This is a genomic window from Halalkalibacter lacteus (assembly GCF_036663595.1).
In the GTDB taxonomy this organism is placed as follows: domain Bacteria; phylum Bacillota; class Bacilli; order Bacillales; family Bacillaceae_D; genus Halalkalibacter; species Halalkalibacter lacteus.
In genome coordinates, this window is record NZ_JAWRVL010000384.1 from 1 (window position 1) to 245 (window position 245).

At 43.3% G+C, this 245-nt stretch carries 1 protein-coding gene; it reads right to left on the reverse strand.

Translation table 11 applies throughout. The annotated features are described in order from the left end of the window. Positions 1–245 (reverse strand): hypothetical protein (locus tag SAZ04_RS22755; protein ID WP_332700015.1); only part of this gene is annotated, 245 nt, incomplete at both ends.

Genomic DNA, 245 nt, shown 5'->3' on the forward strand with positions numbered 1-245 from the left:
ATCCCCTGTTGAGTCTGGATATGCGGAAGCAAACAAACTACTGGGATTACCATTAGCACTTATACCAATAATTTGTACATCTTGGGCATCAACGGTTAAATTTCCACCCTTACCCGCACCAAATGTATTAGCACTTACCCATGCCCCATCTTTGACTAGTAAACTATTAGTTTTAATAGCCAAATCACCCGCATTCCCTGTTGAGTAGGGCTGTGCTAAAGCAAACAAGCCGCTGGGAACCTGAT